This window comes from Eudoraea sp., from assembly GCF_039969275.1.
Classification (GTDB): Bacteria; Bacteroidota; Bacteroidia; order Flavobacteriales; family Flavobacteriaceae; genus Eudoraea.
Map to the genome: position 1 here is coordinate 1 of NZ_JBDVOC010000014.1, position 16,060 is coordinate 16,060.

14 protein-coding genes are annotated in these 16,060 nt (G+C 38.2%); 12 read left to right on the forward strand and 2 right to left on the reverse strand.

Annotated features, from left to right (window positions below):
• From ABJH90_RS12140 to ABJH90_RS12150, 3 genes are all read left to right on the forward strand, one after another.
• Positions 1 to 184 (forward strand): hypothetical protein (locus ABJH90_RS12140; protein WP_348141675.1); only part of this gene is annotated, 184 nt, incomplete at its 5' end.
• A 97-nt stretch (positions 185 to 281) separates the two neighbouring features.
• Positions 282 to 1,244, forward strand: a complete 963-nt coding sequence (locus tag ABJH90_RS12145) for an amidohydrolase family protein (RefSeq protein WP_348141674.1) — start codon at positions 282 to 284, stop codon at positions 1,242 to 1,244.
• A gap of 682 nt (positions 1,245 to 1,926) precedes the next feature.
• On the forward strand, positions 1,927 to 3,165 hold the full coding sequence (locus ABJH90_RS12150) for a putative porin (RefSeq protein WP_348141673.1): 1,239 nt from the start codon (positions 1,927 to 1,929) through the stop codon (positions 3,163 to 3,165).
• 24 nt (positions 3,166 to 3,189) lie between these two features.
• On the opposite strand, the gene ABJH90_RS12155 is transcribed toward ABJH90_RS12150, so the two are convergent.
• Positions 3,190 to 4,635, reverse strand: a complete 1,446-nt coding sequence (locus tag ABJH90_RS12155) for a glycosyltransferase family 4 protein (RefSeq protein WP_348141672.1) — start codon at positions 4,633 to 4,635, stop codon at positions 3,190 to 3,192.
• Positions 4,636 to 4,876: 241 nt separating this feature from the next.
• Here ABJH90_RS12155 and ABJH90_RS12160 point away from each other — a divergent pair, with 241 nt between their 5' ends.
• The 7 genes from ABJH90_RS12160 (at position 4,877) to uxuA (ending at position 13,243) form a co-directional block, all read left to right on the forward strand.
• Positions 4,877 to 5,821 (forward strand): NAD-dependent epimerase/dehydratase family protein, encoded by a 945-nt coding sequence (locus ABJH90_RS12160; protein ID WP_348141671.1) that lies wholly within the window; start codon positions 4,877 to 4,879, stop codon positions 5,819 to 5,821.
• Positions 5,822 to 5,937: 116 nt separating this feature from the next.
• The gene (locus tag ABJH90_RS12165) at positions 5,938 to 7,365 is read left to right on the forward strand and encodes an alpha/beta fold hydrolase (protein ID WP_348141670.1); all 1,428 of its coding nucleotides are present in this window, start codon (positions 5,938 to 5,940) and stop codon (positions 7,363 to 7,365) included.
• 92 nt (positions 7,366 to 7,457) lie between these two features.
• Complete coding sequence (locus ABJH90_RS12170) at positions 7,458 to 8,429, forward strand: phosphotransferase (protein ID WP_348141669.1); 972 nt, start codon at positions 7,458 to 7,460, stop codon at positions 8,427 to 8,429.
• Positions 8,426 to 9,742 carry an ADP-ribosylglycohydrolase family protein gene (locus ABJH90_RS12175; RefSeq protein WP_348141668.1) on the forward strand — a complete coding sequence of 439 codons (1,317 nt, stop codon included), beginning with the start codon at positions 8,426 to 8,428 and terminating at the stop codon, positions 9,740 to 9,742. The genes ABJH90_RS12170 and ABJH90_RS12175 overlap by 4 nt, the downstream gene beginning before the upstream one ends.
• Before the next feature lies 1 nt (position 9,743).
• Complete coding sequence (uxaC, locus tag ABJH90_RS12180; RefSeq protein ID WP_348141667.1) at positions 9,744 to 11,147, forward strand: glucuronate isomerase; 1,404 nt, start codon at positions 9,744 to 9,746, stop codon at positions 11,145 to 11,147.
• A gap of 114 nt (positions 11,148 to 11,261) precedes the next feature.
• The gene (locus ABJH90_RS12185; RefSeq protein ID WP_348141666.1) at positions 11,262 to 12,077 is read left to right on the forward strand and encodes an SDR family oxidoreductase; all 816 of its coding nucleotides are present in this window, start codon (positions 11,262 to 11,264) and stop codon (positions 12,075 to 12,077) included.
• Between the two features lie 5 nt (positions 12,078 to 12,082).
• Complete coding sequence (gene uxuA, locus ABJH90_RS12190; RefSeq protein ID WP_348141678.1) at positions 12,083 to 13,243, forward strand: mannonate dehydratase; 1,161 nt, start codon at positions 12,083 to 12,085, stop codon at positions 13,241 to 13,243.
• A gap of 4 nt (positions 13,244 to 13,247) precedes the next feature.
• Here the strand turns inward: uxuA and ABJH90_RS12195 are convergent, their stop codons facing one another.
• Positions 13,248 to 14,816 carry a glycoside hydrolase family 32 protein gene (locus ABJH90_RS12195; RefSeq protein ID WP_348141665.1) on the reverse strand — a complete coding sequence of 523 codons (1,569 nt, stop codon included), beginning with the start codon at positions 14,814 to 14,816 and terminating at the stop codon, positions 13,248 to 13,250.
• A gap of 118 nt (positions 14,817 to 14,934) precedes the next feature.
• On the opposite strand from ABJH90_RS12195, the gene ABJH90_RS12200 reads away from it, so the two are divergent.
• Together ABJH90_RS12200 and ABJH90_RS12205 are read left to right on the forward strand one after the other, a co-directional pair.
• Positions 14,935 to 15,426, forward strand: coding sequence for a rhodanese-like domain-containing protein (locus ABJH90_RS12200; protein ID WP_348141664.1), 492 nt, complete (start codon positions 14,935 to 14,937; stop codon positions 15,424 to 15,426).
• Positions 15,427 to 15,439: 13 nt separating this feature from the next.
• On the forward strand, positions 15,440 to 16,060 hold the full coding sequence (locus tag ABJH90_RS12205) for a TIGR04282 family arsenosugar biosynthesis glycosyltransferase (RefSeq protein WP_348141663.1): 621 nt from the start codon (positions 15,440 to 15,442) through the stop codon (positions 16,058 to 16,060).

A 16,060-nucleotide genomic window follows, 5' to 3' on the forward strand; every position in this document is an offset into this window, starting at 1 on the left:
CAAACAAGGTCCGAAGTTTGTGATCGGTTTGGGGATGGATGCTTTAGGGTATATTCTAACACCGGAATTTTACGAAGAAAATCCCAAAGTGAAACATTCAGAATACTTAACAGGGATGTCGATTGATGAAAAAGCTGGGGCCATTTTAATAGATAATATAAACTCTTTGGCAAATAAAAAGTGATAATACGGAACCGCTAACAATATATGAAATTATAGCCGCCTAACGGCAGGCTACGCTTCATATACTAACCGTTGTGGGCTATTAAAATAACCAGATTATGAAAACACCATTTCTTATTCTATTTACAGGATTGTTATTGTTGTTCGGTTGTAAGAATCAGGAAAAGAATAAACCTTTAAGTTCTGAACGGCAATCCCAAAATTATACTGGTCCGATAATTGACATGCATATTCATGCCTTCGTTGAAGGGAATCCATTATTCGGCATGACCCATCCACCAACATTGCGAGGAGAAACCTATGAAGGTGTAATTTCAGACAAGGAACAAAAGGAAAAAACCCTAGAGGTACTCCAAAAGAACAACATTGTAAAAGCTATCGTGACCAGTGGTCAATTATGGTATGACGACGCTCCAGAAACCATTATAATTGGGGATTCTAACAAGAGTGTAGACGAATTGAGAAATCAACATCAGGAAGGCAATCTTCATGTGATTGCCGAAGTAGCGCCTTTTTATGGGGGAATTTTAGCCGATGACGAATCTATACTACCGTATTTTGAATTGGCTCAGGAATTGAATATTCCTCTAGGATTTCATGTTTTCCCAGGAGGCCCAAATTACGGCATTCACCTTATGCCAGATTTTCTTGGAGGCATGCGCGCATATAATGCCAACCCCCTGCAACTAGAAAATGTGTTAGTGCAATACCCTGATGTTAAGGTGTATATTATGCATGGTGCCTGGCCGTATGTGGAAGATTTAAAGGCGTTAATGTATGCACATCCCAATGTTTATATTGACGTTTCCGTGGTCAACTGGATTTTACCCCAGGAGGAGTTCAACGCTTATCTGAAATCTCTTATCTCTGCAGGATTTGGAAATCGAATTATGTTTGGAAGTGATCAAATGACATGGCCGCAGGTTATAAACGTGGGAATAGAAACAATCAACAATGCTGATTTTCTAACTCTAGAGCAAAAAGAAGATATTTTTTATGATAATGCAGCGAAATTTTTGGGATTTAGTGAAGAAGAAATCAACAAACACAAAATTCGATAATATATTGCCCATAACAACGGCCATAATTCATCCCTGCCTAGTTCACGATAGCAAAAACTTTTCTTATATTTAACTTAATAAAACTTCCTTAAAATGGATTTAGCACAAAAGGTGGCTCGCTAAATAATCGTTCTGGGCCAAGCACATCGTTCACTTGCCTTTTCTTAGGTGTCAAATCATAGCCAGGACCGCTGTATGCAATTTAAAACACAATAATATGAAGACAATACATTTTCTATTTTTTATCTCATTACTTTCATTTACTGATACAGTAGCCCAGGACAAGCCAAATGCGAAGTAAGCATTTTTGAAAAAACAGATACTTACGTAAATAAAATGATGGCCAACCTTGATATTATTGGGCTTAATTATTGTGTCCTCATAGATAGAAAAGTGATGCACAAAAAGGCAATGGGGTTTGCAAATTTAGAACGCCAAGTTCCTATGACACAGGATAAATTGTTTGCAGTAGCATCTATGTCAAAACTTTTTAGTTCAACTGCTTTGACAAGTGCTATTGTGACCCATTTCAACATAGAAACTAAATATAATACCAAACCTAACCCTTATTTAAATTCCAAGTGTTTCTGAAATTCATTTTTATGATTATATATTTAACTATGAGATATATAATTATAAAAGGTTTATTATTTTTAAGGTAGTTTAAACCAACCTATATAGCATGAAATTGCAGGTATACTTACATACTCTGATCATGAATTCTATCCTGGCCAGTGTACTGCTGATTTCAACAGGGACACTTCATGCCCAGACCAAAGGTGATTCCTTAAAAACCAAACTACATGATCATCCGGAACTTTCTTTTGATATTGGAAAGAAATTCTCCCTGATCGGTCAGGTAGGTTTTCGTCTTGAATATATCCATAATGAAAGATTTGCTGAGACTGATGAAACGGCAGATGATGACCATCGCTTTAGAGAAAGGGTACGGCTTCGCTTTGGAGGAGAATTTAAACCTTCTGAGAAATTTACGGCTGGATTCCGCTTGAGTACCGGGCAGTCTAACTATCCCGCATCGGGCTGGAGTAGTTTTAGCGACGCATTTCGCCGTGATCCCATAGCGGTCGACCGAGTTTATATTAACCTGAATCTGGATCGTTTTCGATTTCAATTTGGCTCAAATCAGAATTCAATGTACCACCCCACAGATATGATCTGGGATACAGATGTACAACCAGCTGGTCTCGCTCAGGTCTACCAGACTGACCGGCTGGAAGTAGTCCTGGGGCAATACATGATAGGAGAGATACGAAGTCTGAGTGATGACATAGTTTCTGGTAGTTTTCTTATTTCCAATGGGGTGAATTATTCCTTTTTACCAGATCACAACCTTAGGATTGGGCTCTTCCAATACTATTATAATAAACCTGATATTATTGCTTATTCTATTCAGGAAGGTGATCTGGATGGCGATTTTAAAACCAATCGTTTAGACCCTAATGATCCAAATAAGTTCTTTAGTAATTTTCACTCCCTGGGCCTCTCTGCTGACTACCATTGGAACCGATGGAGAGTGGTCGGTGAATTTGCTGCTAACTTAGGAGCAAATAAAGATGATACCCTGGGCTCCGCCTATGACAAAAAAGAAAATATTGCGGGAGGCTTTCTCATAAGGCATGGACTTTTAAAAAAACCTGGTGACTGGTCCGTAGAGGCTGGATATTTTTATATTGAATCCGATGCAGTAATAGCAGCATTTAACAGTGATGATTATCAGCAAACCAATGTACATTCTGTTCCAGTATTTCTACGGGTTCTGCTACCCAGTGATATCGTAATTGTTTGGGATACCTATTTTCAAAAACGAATTAACACAGCACATTTTTTAAGTGGAGGTGTAATGCATGATGAAAATGCCCTAAAGATACGTAGCAGGATTACCCTACAATTAGGCTTTTAAAACGGTAACAGAACTTTATACTATTTAGCCTATGAGCTGTCTGGTATCATCTAAAAGTTTCTTTGTCTTTCGCATATTAGAAAAGGGTTCGGCTACCCTGATGCACTCTTCAGACATCTTAGTTTTCCAATCTTCTTTAATCGCCCTGATAACTGCTTCGGCAACATGTTTACTAAAAACTTCGATATCGTCATTCTCAGGCACCAAATAGCCAACATCATTGGTCATAAAATCCCTTGGCCCGCCAGAATCAGCCCCTACCACTGGAACTCCGCAGGCAAGGCATTCAATTAAAACCATCCCAAAAGGTTCAGCTTTAGATGGAAATGTACAAACATTGGCAGCTGCAAATAACTTGGCTAAGTCTGGTTGCATAAGAGGGCCAACGAAGCAAGTATTTTTGTTTCCAAGTTCTTCGTTTAAGTTCTGCAATACAATGTTGTAATCTTTCTTCTGTTTCCCAACAATCAATGTGAGAAGCTCATCCCCAAATTCAGCTTCCCATAACCTGGCGGCACGTAGTACAGCATCTATTCGTTTCCAGCCTACAAATTGCCCAACAAAAACAATCATGTATTTGTAATCAGTTCTAACGTTATATGTTTTCTCTTCGGTCAACCCAAGGTGTTTAAGTCCGGCTTCTTTCAATACATCTTCCAACTTTTTATCTGGACGAGGCACAAAACAACTATTGAAGCCCGGGTTCGCCAAAATATAACGCTCCTTGTTAAACTGGGGGAACAATTCTGAGAACACCACTATATTGTCCTCAGAAATAGCATAGGCCAAATTAACATTCCCAGGTTTACTACAGTTGTCAAAAATCTTCATTTCAGACAACTTTTTATGGAATGATGAAGGCCATTTTCTATCCTGGGGCAGCAATTTTCCACTATTAATCATAGATGTTTCCCTTAATTCGTTAACCATCATTATCATGGAAGTACCATGTAAGAAGGCAACAATTGGCGGAACAGAATACCCGTTCGCAGCTCTCTTTTCCATCACCTTTTTTGCGACTATACAATTTATACAAGCGTGATGTGCAATAAAGAGCTTAATTTCCGAATCTTTTTCATAGGTATTTTCTATTTGCAGCATATAGTCATAAACCAGATCTACATGGTCTGTGATGAATTTGTCTGCGTATTCTTCACTAACTCCTGACCATCTATGGCCATGCGGGTGACTATATTCTGGCACCTCTGAATCCATCTCATATATTATAACATCATTCCTATTCAAATCTTTATTCTTCTGGCGGGCAAATCCCGAAGGAAATATGGAATAGCTGGCCACACCATCCATGGCATTAAAAACCTCGTGTTGCGCCTCATGTAAGATACCCGATCCCGAAGTGGCTTCCACAGGAGATTGCCAGGGATAGGAACCAAGTTGAAAAATCACATAATTGCCGGAATGGTTAGTTTCATTTTTATCTTGTGTTTCGTGGTTGGAAGGTCGAGTCATAAAGTTGAGTTATTTGGTATTACTAATTTCCCTATTTGAATATCTAAGGACTGTTCTAAAAAATGTGGTGCATTCTTCTAATGTCACTAATATACACCTAACTTTCAGAAAAAAAAGTACTCAGGTTACAACAAATTAAACAGCAGGTAATATTCGAACACTTTTGGTCTTCCTTAAGGATAATTTGTAACTTATAACGTGACTATCATAACCAGGCCATCGGGCTTTAATTAAAGAAGTTATGCAAACAATATTAGGTTCAGGCGGTGCTATTGGGGTTGAACTAGCTAAAGCCTTAAAAGAATATACCTCTCAAATTAGGTTGGTGAGCAGGAATCCCAAAAAAGTGAACAAGACAGATGAAATTTTTTCTGCAGATCTTCTCAATGCTTCAGAAGTAAATGAAGCTGTGAAAGGTTCAACCACAGTTTATGTAGCCGTCGGATTTCCGTATAATTTAAAAATCTGGAAAGAGAACTGGCCTCAATTTACCTCCAGTGTAATAGATGCCTGTATAATGCATAATTGCAAATTGGTTTTTTTCGATAATATTTATATGTATGATTCAAATTATTTAAACGGGATGGATGAGCAAACACCTATTAACCCTCCCAGTAAAAAGGGGAAAATTCGTGCCGAAATAGCTAATATGATCTTATCTAAAATAAAAGAGGGGAAACTTACTGCTCTTATCGCCCGATCTGCTGATTTTTATGGCCCAGGCATCAAAAATACGAGTATGTTAACAGAAACTGTTTTCAAACCTTTAAGCATTGGCAAAAAGGCCAATTGGATGGCTTCCCTAAATTACAAACACTCCTTCACCTACACTCCGGATGCAGGGAAAGCTACGGCACTGCTTGGAAATAATGAAAAAGCCTATAACCAGGTGTGGCATTTGCCAACGGCCGAAAATCCCTTCACCGGAAAGGAATGGATTAACGCTATTGCAAAAGAAATGGATGTAAAACCTAAAACCCAGACGGCTACAAAGTTCATTGTAAAGATATTAGGGCTTTTTATTCCTCTTATGAGAGAAATGCCGGAAATGATGTACCAGTACGACAGGGATTATGTGTTTAATTCGGACAAGTTTACTGATAATTTCGATTTTAAAGTCACCCCTTATTTAACGGGAATAAGGGAAATTATAGCATCAGATTATAGCAATAAAAAGGCTTCTTGAAGAATTAAAACCCATAAAAATGAACTAATTGGAGCTGGTCAATAGACCAACTTGTAATCTTTTTGTAGGATGAAAAACTTAAACTATCTTGAGACAACTATTTAACTAGTACCATCATGAGAAAACTAATTTTATTTGTATTACTCCTCGTAGCTTTTGTTTGTAAGGCTCAGAATGAGCCTGTATTGGTAAATCTCACGGGGCTGGATTGGCTTCCTGATGGCGAAGAGGTGCGGGCTGGCGCAATTTTGGTGCCGGAGAATCATGATGAGCCCAAGGGAAAACAAATACAGATTACCTATATAATACTAAAAGCTAAGGACACCATTTCTGCTGCATTTCCAATGATTTTCTTCTCTGGAGGACCCGGGGGAAATTCGCTAAGTCAGGGCATGGTTGGTTTCTTATTGGAACATCCATTGAGAAATGAACGGGATATTATTCTTTTTGACCAACGGGGTATTGGATATTCATCTGCCTTGCCCGATATGTCTTTTGATGCATTTGATATAATGTGCAAAGATGCCGATGAAGAAGAGGAATTGGTTTTGATGACAGACTTGATTTTTAAATATAAAAAGAAATGTAAGGCACAAGACATTAGCCCCGAATATTATAATTCAATTCAAAATGCGAAGGATGTAGGAATGCTTTTTAAACATTTGGGTTATAAGAAATACAATCTTTTTGGGGGTTCATATGGTACTCGTATTGCCAGGGTAGTGCAGGATATGTTCCCGGAATTTATTCATAGTTCGGTTCTGGATTCCCCTGCTCCGCTTAGCGGTGATTTTCTTCTTAATCGCTTAGACAGCTATTCGCTTGCATTGAGTAGAATTTTCGAGTATTGTGAAAATGATCCCGATTGCAAAAAAAAATACCCAATACTAAAAGAGGATTATTTTGAAGCGATTTCGATTTTGGAACAAAAGCCATTAACAGTCAACATGAATGATTCAATAAATGTAACTATTAATGCCCAGGACGGGATTTACCTATTGAGAAGGTTACTGTATCAAGGTAACTCAAGGGAAAAAGCACCCGAACTTATAAAAGCATTTAAGGAGGGCAGCGGAGAAGTGATTAATGCAGTACTACAGTTTGAATATGTGTTAACCGGAGGACTAAACCTTTCTATGTTATTATCTGTAGAAAAATATGAAAATTTTAATCCGGCCAATACGCCACAAGTCATTCAGGAACAGTACAAGGAATATCCATTGATTCCGGTTAAATTAGGCTTTTTTGATGCTTTTTATATAGCTGGGATGAATTGGCATACCAATAACTTACCCCTGGAGGAACGAAAATTTCAGGATTCTGATGTCCCAACATTGATATTCGTAAATAGATTTGACCCTGTTACTCCCCCAAAAAATGGCGTCATTTTTCAGGAAAATCTAATTAATGGAACACTTTTAATCCTTGATGAAGGTGGGCATGGCAGCGGCAATCGGGAATGCAAAAATAAAGTAATGGCTGAGTTTATGAATGACCCAAGTGGAAAACTTAACGCCTCTTGTTTGAATTTATTTAAGGAGTAAAAATTTCATAATCTTAAATAGAATAAAAAATCTTAGAGTAACGTAAGGATATTTTTGTTTTGAGACTATCTTGCAATAAAATTGTTCACACCTTGATTTCTATAGATTCCAATACCCCCCTACCCGAGCTAGAGGAATTCCTCGAATCCAAAAACTGGTTGAATCCCCATGAAAAGATAAGTGCAATTTCAAAACCGGGGGAAGGTAATATGAATGTTGTACTCCGTGTAAAAACAAATCAGCGTTCTTTTATTCTAAAACAATCGCGCCCCTATGTACAGAAATACCAGCAAATTGAAGCACCTCTCAACAGAATTGAAGTAGAATATGAATTTTATCAAGCTGTGCAGAGAGCCTCCATATCAAAACACATTCCTGCTATTTTGGCTTTTGATCAAAGGAACTTCGTGATCCAAATGGAAGATCTGGGACTGTGTGAAGACATGACTTTCTGTTACGAAGACCGAAAGGTTTCATTAGATATTCTCAAAAAACTAATAGGCATATCATATGCTATTCACAAGGTAGGTAATGTTAAAAGATTTCCTGAAAACAGGGCCCTGAGAGAATTAAATCATCAGCATATCTTTGTACTGCCATTTATGGAAGAGAATGGATTTCAGTTAAATGATATTCAGGCAGGTTTACAGGAATTATCACTTCCCTATAAAAAGGATACAGCAATAAAGGCTGTTGTGAATGAACTTGGTGATAAGTACCTTTCTAAAGGTAATGTTTTGATTCATGGCGACTATTATCCGGGTAGCTGGATGCAGCAAGAAAACAAGGTTTATATTATAGATCCCGAATTCAGTTTTATAGGTTTTAGGGAATTCGACCTGGGTGTAATGACGGCACATCTTATTATGGTCACAATGGATGTCTCCTCTTTGGCCACTGTAATGGAACTCTATGAAGGTAAAGCAAATAATATCTTAGTTTCTAAAGTGGCTGGAATAGAAATTATAAGGCGTTTAATTGGTCTGGCTCAGTTGCCATTGCAACGATCTATCGAGGAAAAAGACTATCTTTTACAACATGCCAGAAAAATGATTTTAGTATGAAAAACAATTTTTTAATTATGGCTTTTTTTGTATCCGCGCTAATCCTATCATGCAAGGATCAAAAATCGGAAATAGATATTCCTGAACCTAAGAAATCTTCTTACGCCCAGGATTCTCTTATTTTAAATAAGGATGAACTATATGACAAGGTTCTGGGTGCATTGGTTGGTTCTGCCATTGGAGATGCCATGGGCACATCTACAGAGATGTGGCACCGGTCTGACATTCAGCTTAAATATGGCTACATCACAGGGCTTACACCTGCAGAACGCATTCAATCACCAGAAGGCACCTGGGAGCATAATCTTGAGGCAGGGGCTACCACAGACGATACAAGATGGAAGTATTTTATGGTCTCTTACTTTGAGACCTATGCGCCAGAATTAAGTGCGAAGGACTTTGCGAAGTTTATTACAGATTATTACATATCTATTGCATCAAAACTAGGGGATAATGAAATCTTGTCTTCCCCTGATGCTTTAGATGCCAGATTAGAAAAGGTAGACTGGATAAAAGAATGGGCCAGGGTGGCATTGGCTTACCAGAAAAGCCCGGAAGATTATCTGGAGGCTCAAAACCGGTTTTATGGAGGAGAAATGTCCTGTGCAGGAATGTTATATACTCCCATGTTCGGCCTGTTGGAACCCAATCCAGAGATTGCGTATCTCACGGCCTACAAACATTCGCTTTTTGATCTTGGATATGCAAAGGACATTTCAGGACTGGTTGCGGCCATGACCCATATGGCTATGCGGACCACAAATATAGATTCTATACTTAATGCCGCCGTTTTTATAGATCCTATGCGCTATCAGGATAGCAGGCTTGTAGGTCGTCTTTCCTATAAGACAGCGAATACCACCAGAAAATATGTAAACCTTTCCCGGGAAATTAAAAGTTCAGATTCTATTCCATTTCAGGATACATTGCAGATAAAAATTCCTGATCATTTTAGCGGGACTAAAACGGATTGGATACAACAGGAATTTGTTTATGAATTATTGGAAGAAGACGAAAAGGCCATTGCATTTCACGCCGGTGAGATTTGGCAAATTATGATTGCCGGATTGGCCTTTGGGGACGGGGATTTTGAAAAAAGCATTCAGTTTATTGTAAATTACGGTCGAGACAATGATACTGTAGCTGCAGTGGCCGGAATGATCCTTGGGGCGAAAGACGGTTATTCTAATTTACCTATAGAATTACGCACCGAAGTACTTCGTGTAAACAAAGAACAATTGGGTATTGATCTGGAAGCACTCGCTTCCAGAATGGTTGGAACTATGTTGCCTGAATCCGTAAATACAAACTAAAATGACGGTGAATAATTTTATAAATGAAGAATTTCTATTGCAGACCCCATTTGCCAGCAGGCTTTACCACGATTATGCCGAAAACCTCCCAATCATTGATTACCACAATCATTTGTCTCCTAAAAAAATAGCGGAAGATTTCCAATTTGACAATATCTCTCAGGTATGGCTGCAGGGTGACCATTATAAATGGAGAGCTATGCGGACTCTTGGTATTGAAGAAAAATATATTACCGGAAATGCCACAGATCAGGAGAAATTTGTAAAGTGGGGAGAGACTGTTCCATATACGGTTCGAAATCCATTGTACCATTGGACACACCTCGAATTAAAGCGTTATTTTAATATAGATGTTTTCCTTGATCAAAATAATGCGCAAAATATTTATGATACTTGCACTAAACAATTACAACTTCCCTCACATAGTACTTTAGGCCTTCTGAAGCAGATGAAGGTTGAAGTAGTATGTACAACAGATGATCCACTGGATACACTTGAATACCATAAAAAAAGCATTCAGAACCCAGGCCTGAAATTATTGCCGGCATTCCGTCCTGACAAGGTCTATGCAGTTGAAAAGACTACCGCTTTCCTTGAATACTTAGGCCAATTGGAAGATGTTGCTGATATGTCTATTCATTCATATGCCGACCTTCTGTCGGCCCTGGAATCCAGGATAAATTACTTTCATGAAAATGGCTGCAGACTGGCAGATCACGGTTTGGATTATCTCCCTTTTTACAAAAATGAAAGTTTTGACATCTCCAAAATCTTTAAAAGATTAAAAAATGGGGAATCCCTAAATTCTAATGAAGTAGCTTATTTTAAATCTGAGGTATTAAAGTTTCTTGCCAAATGCTACCATAAAAATGGATGGGTACAACAGTTTCATCTCGGTGCGCTCAGAAACAATAACCAAAGAATGCTCCGGCAGCTGGGCCCGGACACAGGATTTGATTCTATTGGCGATTTTTCGCAGGCAGTATCTTTAGGTAACTTCCTGGATTACCTGGATAGTACAGACCAACTTGCGAAAACAATTATTTATAATTTAAACCCTGCTGATAACGAAGTTATGGCCGCGATGATTGGCAATTTTAACGATGGGAGTGTCAAAGGTAAAATTCAATTTGGTTCTGCCTGGTGGTTTTTAGATCAGAAAGACGGTATGGAAAAACAATTGAACTCTCTTTCCAATATTGGCCTCCTTAGTTGTTTTATTGGGATGTTAACAGATTCTCGCAGTTTTCTTTCATTTCCAAGGCATGAATATTTTAGGAGAGTACTCTGCAATCTTATTGGTAAAGATGTAACAAATGGAGAATTACCGGAAGATGAAAAATGGTTGGGCAAGATTGTATCAGATATCTGTTACCATAATGCAAAGGCTTATTTTCCATTTTAGTTTCAGCAGTACTTAAAGAATTTAACTTTCTTAAGTTATATTTGGAAAGATTAATCAGATTCCGGGAATCTTTGTTTTTCCCATAGTTAAAAGAAATATCCTTAACAGCTTATCATGTCTGAATTGTTTTCTGTAGACGACAAAATTATAGTAATTAGTGGTGCAACCGGTGTATTAGGTTCTGCAATGACAGCCTATCTGGCCGGACAAGGTGCCAAAGTAGTTGCGCTGGGCAGGAATCAAAACAAAGTAAATTCACTAATCGCGGAAATTAAAGGTACACGGCATAAGGTGTTTCCTCTGATTGCCGATGTCACCAATGAGGAAGATTTAGAGCGCGCAAAATTGGAACTTGAAAACAAGTTTGGAAAAATAGATGTCCTGGTTAATCTGGCCGGCGGGAATATGGCTGGGGCAGTGATTACCCCTGAACAGACTATTCTGGACGCCGGGATTGATGAATTAAATAAAGTTATGGAATTGAATTATATGGGTTCCTTCCTGCCAATAAAAACATTCCTGCCATTATTTCTAAAGGATTTGAGAGGAAGTATTATTAATATTTCCTCTATGGCCGCTCAAAGGCCCATAACACGTGTATTGGGCTATGGTTCGGCCAAGGCAGCTATCGACAACCTTACCAAATGGTTGGCTATTGAATTTTGTAGTAAACACAGTGCAGAATTAAGAGTTAATGCTATTGCCCCAGGATTCTTTTTAACAGAGCAAAACAGGACTTTGCTTACCAAAGAAGATGGCCAATTAACAACACGGGGGAGACAAATTATTTCAAACACTCCAATGGGCAGATTCGGTGATCCAGATGAACTTTTTGGCGTTCTTCAATGGCTAAGTAGCGATGCTTCCAAATTTGTAACCGGAACCATAATTCCGGTAGATGGTGGATTTAATGCATATTCCGGGGTATGAAGACAATGGAACAAACAATGCGTTGGTACGGGCCTACTGATCCTGTAACGCTTCTTGATATAAGGCAGGCAGGGGCAACTGGTATTGTCACGGCTTTGCACGAAATACCAAATGGGGAGGTATGGAGTACAGATGCAATAAGAAATCGTAAAAAGCTTATAGAAGATGCCGGCCTTATATGGTCTGTAGTAGAAAGTGTTCCTGTTCATGAACACATTAAAACCAGAAGTGGAAATTTTGAGGAGCTTATAGAAAACTATAGGATAACCATCCAAAACCTCGCATCAGAAAATATAAATATTATCTGCTACAATTTTATGCCCATTTTAGACTGGATACGCACAGAATTGGACCATGAGCTTCCAAATGGGGCAAGAACATTAAATTTTGAAATGAGAGCGCTGGCCGCCTTTGACTGTTTTATACTTAAGCGACAGGGTGCCAAGGAATCTTATCCTCCGGATATCATCAAAAAAGCAGAAACCTATTATCATGGTTTGGGTACTTTAGAAATTGAAAAACTCAAAAGAACCATTTTAGATAATCTGCCCGGGGCAGAGATAGGTTATACACTTGAAGAGTTTCAGGAAGCATTAGATAGTTATCAAAATATTGACACCACAACTTTGGAAAAAAACCTGCATCTTTTTCTGAATGAAGTACTTCCTGTGGCTGAAGTAAATAATGTATTTCTCGCCATCCATCCGGATGATCCCCCTTATCCTATTCTGGGTTTACCCAGAATTATGAGTTCATCTACCGATATTAAAAGAATTCTGACCGAAAACAGCAGTCCAAACAATGGGATTACATTTTGCACAGGCTCTTTAGGCGTAAGAGCAGATAATAACCTGGTACAAATTATAAGGGACTACGGAGATCACATCCACTTTGTACATCTTAGAAGTACCCGCAGAAATGAAGATGGCGATTTTTACGAAGCCTGCCACCTGGAAGGGGATGTGCCCATGTACAGTGTGGTTAAGGAACTACTTGTAATACAGGACAAAAGAAACAAGCAATTACCTATGCGTCCGGATCACGGGCAACAATTGTTAAACGACCTGGATATTAAGACTAATCCGGGCTATTCCGGCATTGGACGTCTTAAAGGCCTCGCCGAGTTGCGGGGGCTTATGTTTGGCATTTTAAATCAGTCCAACTAGGAACCTACCAAATAGATTCGGCTCTATTAACTTCCAAAGACTTAATTTTCAAGATGTTTGGCGTAGTATTCTTAAAATCAAGATTCGTGTAAGGCGCATTAGGAAATATTTGTGCGGTCATTACATATTGCCCATTATTTAAAAAGACTTCTATTGATGACCAATCTATCAAAATACGGACTTCAATTTCCCCATCAGGCATATTAGAAATTGGCATTTTTTGTACATTTTTAGCAAATTCTTCTTTAAAAGTAGTTTTGCCCGACTTAGATCGATCTAATAAAAACAATTCCTGATCCACGTCTAAGGTTAATACCAGCTCCTCCTCTAAACTATTATTAAAAGAAAATTCAAAATCTCGATTCATGGTTTTAAACCTTATTTCTGATTGATTATAGTTATCAAAAGCGATAGTTTCTGACTCACCAGTTATCAATTCGAAGTCCCTTTTAATTTCCGACTTAAAGATTGTCCCAAAATCATCCATGGGGTAATTGGCCAATTCATATGTATTTCCTGATTTAATAAGTGATAAATTTCTTGGAACGGTCATTGCACTTCGCCATTCCTTTGTTGGTGTATCTCTTGCATAGGCCCAATTACTCATCCATCCAATAAATACCCGCTGGTTATTCGGTTCATTGTTATAAGTTATGCCGGCATAGTTATCCGTTCCCCAATCTATCCATTTTTCTGCCTGTTGATCAGAGGTAAAAGTGGTCCCGTCAAATTCACCTATAAAATATTGAGTCCCGCTTCCGCCGTTAGGTGCCCCAGGATTTATGCTAATAATAAGAACCCATTTTTCCTCCCCTGAACCGGAGACTTTTAATGGGAAAAGATCCGGGCATTCCCATACCCCTCCATGAGCTCCCGCTTCCTTCCCAAATTCACTTAAGTAGGTCCAGGAAATTAAGTCGGCAGATCTATAAATTTTGGCATGGTCTCCGGCAACCAATACCAATATCCAACTCTGGGAAGGTTCATGCCAAAAGACTTTTGGATCTCTAAAATCGCGAATCCCATCATTTCCCAGAACGGGGTTATTCTGATACTTAGTCCATACTTCCCCATTATCCAGGCTATAGGCAATCCCCTGTGTCTGAAAATCACTTGAACCATCTTTCTCCTTGTTCACATTGTGATATGTAAATATGGCCACCAAGGGAGGATTTTCCGGGGTGCCAAGGCCGGAGGTATTATTTTTATCCACGACAGCACTGCCTGAAAAAATATATCCATTCTCATCCGGAAATAAAGCAATGGGCTTATGTTCCCAATACACAAGGTCCTTGCTTGTTGCATGGCCCCAATGCATGGGACCCCATACAATATCTTGGGGGTAGTACTGATAGAAAAGATGATATATCCCGTCATTATACACAAGTCCATTTGGATCATTCATCCACATCTCTGTTGGTGAGAAATGGAATTGTGGTCTGTATGGTTCTTTAAAAAAGACCGTTTCTGGAATAGAAACAATTTCCGTATTCTTTTCTTCTTCTTTGTTTTTACAGGAATAAATTGAAATAAATAGTAATCCCAGTATGGAAGAAATAATATAGGTTCTCATTACAAATAGTTGATTTTTATAAAAATACGATTTTATTTATCGTACCTGAAAACACTCGATTCATGGGATAATTTTTTACTCAAATGAGTATCTTTACCCATAGATTTATTTCATTAGGATGTGTAATTTTTTCAAATGTTTATTTTTCTTTTTTCTTCTATTCTCTGCGAACGCACAATCTTCTATAGAGAAGGCTCTTGATTGGTACAACAGCGAAAGTGTTCCTTACATTTCTGTGACGGATTTGCAAAATTTTCAAAACCAAATTATTTTAGACGCCAGAGAATGGGAAGAATATGAGGTAAGTCATTTAAAAAACGCTGTCTGGGTGGGTTATGATGATTTCGAATTGGCCGATGTGGCAGATAAATATCCTGATAAAAATTCAAATATCGTTGTCTATTGTTCCATTGGGGTCAGATCTGAGAATATTGGTGAAGAACTTTTAGAATCTGGCTATTTCAATACGAAAAATTTATATGGAGGAATTTTTGAATGGACCAACCAGGGGTATCCTGTTTATAATACTAAGGGTGAAAAAACCAAAAAAGTGCACGCCTTTGGTAAGCTATGGGGAAAATACCTGACCAAGGCAGAAAAAGTATATTAGGATTAATTCATACATGACGTTGGAAGAAAATAAAGACCGATTACTACTTATTTTTACCAGAAACCCGAAATTAGGAAAGTGTAAGACAAGACTGGCGGCTACAATTGGAGATCAGGCGGCATTGGATATTTATATGATCTTAATACGGCATACGGCCGAGATTACTAAAGACCTTAGTTGTTCAAAAGAAGTTTATTATTCAGAAGAAGTGCCCGAAAATGACTTATGGGATAAAGACAACTACGCAAAACAGTTGCAAAAAGGTAATGATTTGGGAGAACGAATGTATAATGCTTTTAAATCCGGATTTCAAAAGGGTTATAAGAAGATAATTCTAATAGGAAGTGATATTTACGATTTAAATAGTGAAACCATCGAAGAAGCTTTTGTGGAAATAGAAAACGCGGATTTTGTTATAGGTCCTGCTGCAGATGGCGGGTACTATCTAGTGGGAATGAAGACATTGAACAATGAGATATTCCAAAACAAGAACTGGGGTACAGAAACCGTCCTGGAAGATACGCTCAATAACTTAAACCATAAAAAAGTAAAACTCTTAGAAATCAAAAATGATATTGACGTCTACGAAGATTTAGAAGATATTGATGTCTTTCAATCCTTTATAAAAATTTGA